At 69.7% G+C, this 2,809-nt stretch carries 3 protein-coding genes; all 3 read right to left on the reverse strand.

The window, feature by feature from the left end; all coding sequences use genetic code 11:
* Positions 1-69 precede the first annotated feature (69 nt).
* On the reverse strand, positions 70-969 hold the full coding sequence (gene thpD, locus E1283_RS34705; RefSeq protein ID WP_132822145.1) for an ectoine hydroxylase: 900 nt from the start codon (positions 967-969) through the stop codon (positions 70-72).
* Positions 970-1,013: 44 nt separating this feature from the next.
* Positions 1,014-1,421 carry an ectoine synthase gene (locus tag E1283_RS34710; protein ID WP_132822146.1) on the reverse strand — a complete coding sequence of 136 codons (408 nt, stop codon included), beginning with the start codon at positions 1,419-1,421 and terminating at the stop codon, positions 1,014-1,016.
* Between the two features lie 77 nt (positions 1,422-1,498).
* Positions 1,499-2,767, reverse strand: a complete 1,269-nt coding sequence (ectB, locus tag E1283_RS34715; RefSeq protein ID WP_132822147.1) for a diaminobutyrate--2-oxoglutarate transaminase — start codon at positions 2,765-2,767, stop codon at positions 1,499-1,501.
* Positions 2,768-2,809 lie beyond the last annotated feature (42 nt).

Raw genomic sequence — 2,809 nt, forward strand, 5'->3', positions numbered from 1 at the left:
GGGCCGCGATGCGGCCCCACACCCCCGTCCCTTCGAGCCGGTAGGCCGGCAGGCCGACCCGGTAGGCCGCTACCTCACCGGAGTGAAGTCCCGCGACCCGATGTAGTCCGGGCGCCGGATGGGCGCCGCGAAGGGTTCGACGGCCGCGTTGTCGACGCTGTTGAAGACGATGAAGACGTTGCTGCGCGGATAGGGCGTGATGTTGTCGCCCGAGCCGTGCATGCAGTTGCAGTCGAACCAGGTCGCCGAGCCGGCGGCGCCCGTGAAGAGGCGGATGCCGTGCCGGTCGGCGAAGTCCGTCAGGGCCCGGTTCGACGGGGTGCCCGCCTCCTGCATCTGGAGGGACTTCTTGTAGTTGTCCTTCGGCGTCTCGCCCGCGCAGCCGAGGAACGTCAGGTGCGACCCCGGCATGATCATCAGGCCGCCGTTGGTGTCGTAGTTCTCGGTCAGCGCGATCGACACCGAGACGGCCCGCATCCGGGGGAGGCCGTCCTCCGCGTGCCAGGTCTCGAAGTCCGAGTGCCAGTAGAACCCGCTGGCGCCGAACCCCGGCTTGACGTTGATCCGGCTCTGGTGGACGTAGACGTCGGAGCCGAGGATCTGCCGCGCGCGGCCGACCACGCGTGGGTCGGAGACCAGCTCGGCGAAGACCGGGCTGATCTTGTGCACCTCGAACACCGACCGGATCTCCTGGGACTGGGGCTCGACGATCGATCGGTCGTCGTCCCTGATCGCCGGGTCGGTGACCAGCCGGTCGAGCTCGGCCCGGTAGACGCCCACCTCCTCCGGCGAGATCAGCCGGTCGATGGCGGCGAAGCCGTCCCGCTCCAGGCCCGCGAGTTCTCCGGCGGAGAACGGTCCTGGCGCGCCCGGTTCTGACCACACCACCGGGTCCTGACGCGGGGTGGCCATCTCCTTGGCGCCCCGGGTCGGATACAGGTCGGCGGTGCGTTCGGGTGCGGTCGTCATGTTGTCTGCTCCTCTCATCTCCCGCTCGTCTGCCGCGCTGCGTCTCAGGCTTCGGTCGTCGCCTCGGTGAGCAGCGGGTAGACGCCGTTCTCGTCGTGGTCCTCCCGGCCGGTGACGGGCGGGTTGAAGACGCACAGCACCCGGAAGTCGCTCGTCGGGCGGATGGTGTGCTTCTCGTGGCCGTCCAGGAGGTACATGGTTCCGGGCCTGATCCAGTGCTTCTCGCCGGTGTTGTCGTTGGTGAGCTCGGCCTCGCCCTCGACGCAGAACACGGCCTCGATGTGGTTCGCGTACCACATCGAGGTCTCGGTGCCGGCGTAGAGCACCGTCTCGTGGAGGGAGAAGCCCACCCCCTCCTTGGCCAGGACGATGCGCTTGCTGCGCCAGGTGCCGGACGCCGAGTGCACGTCCCGGTCGGTGCCCTCGATGTCGGTGAGCGATCGGACGATCACGGGGTTCTCATTCCTTCCGGTGGTCAGGCCGGTGGTCGGACCGGTGGTTCAGGCCGGTGGTCGGGCCGGTGGTCGGGTCAGTCGGTCTCGCGGACGGCGCGGGTGAGGACGCGGAGGCCCTCGTCCAGTTCGTCGGGGGCGATGGTGAGCGCCGGCAGCAGCTTCACGACCTCGCTTTCGGGGCCCGAGGTCTCGATCAGCAGGCCGAGCTCGAAGGCGCGCCGGCAGACGGCGCTGGCGCGTGCCGGGTCGGCGAAGGTCAGGCCCCAGACCAGGCCGCGGCCGCGGTAGGAGGCGCCGGCCGAGGCGTGTTCGGCGGTCAGGCCGAGCAGCGTGTGCTCCACCTGTTCGCCGCGGCTGAGGGTCTGCTTCTCCATCTGGCCGTCGGTCCAGTAGGCGTCGAGCGCGGCCGCCGCCGTGACGAAGGCGGGGTTGTTGCCGCGGAAGGTGCCGTTGTGCTCGCCCGGCTCCCAGATGTCCAGCTCGGGCCGGAACAGCGTCAGGGACATCGGCAGGCCGTAGCCGCTGATGGACTTCGAGACGGTGATGATGTCGGGGACGATCCCGGCGTCCTCGAAGGAGAAGAACGGCCCGGTGCGGCCGCAGCCCATCTGGATGTCGTCGACGATCAGCAGCATGTCGTGGCGCTGGCACAGGCTGGCCAGGGCGCGCAGCCACTCGGCGCGGGCCACGTTGACGCCGCCCTCGCCCTGCACGGTCTCGACGATGACGGCGGCCGGCTTGTTGAGCCCCGAACCGGCGTCTTCGAGCAGTCGTTCGAACCAGATGAAGTCGGGGGTGCGGCCGTCCAGGTAGTCGTCGAACGGCATCGGGGTGCCGTGCACCAGCGGGATGCCGGCGCCGGCGCGCTTGAACGCGTTGCCGGTGACGGCGAGCGCGCCGAGCGACATGCCGTGGAAGGCGTTGGTGAACGAGACGATCGACTCCCGGCCCTTGACCTTGCGGGCCAGCTTGAGCGCCGCCTCGACCGCGTTGGTGCCGGTGGGGCCGGGGAACATCACCTTGTGGTCCAGGCCGCGCGGGCGCAGCACCACGTCCCGGAAGCTCTCCAGGAAGGCGCGCTTGGCCGTGGTGGACATGTCCAGGCCGTGGGTGACGCCGTCGCGCTCCAGGTAGTCGAGCAGGGCGCGTTTCAGCAGCGGGTTGTTGTGCCCGTAGTTGAGCGAGCCGGCGCCGGCGAAGAAGTCGAGGTAGGTGTGGCCGTCCTCGTCGTACATGTAGCTGCCCTGGGCCCGGTCGAAGATGGTGGGCCAGCCACGGCAGTAGCTGCGCACCTCCGACTCCAGGGTGGTGAAGACGCTCAGGTCCGGCTGGGTGATGGTCACGACGAGCTCCTGGTGGGAGAGGTTCCGCGGAGGGGGAGGGGC

Source organism: Streptomyces hainanensis, assembly GCF_004348415.1.
In the GTDB taxonomy this organism is placed as follows: domain Bacteria; phylum Actinomycetota; class Actinomycetes; order Streptomycetales; family Streptomycetaceae; genus Streptomyces; species Streptomyces hainanensis.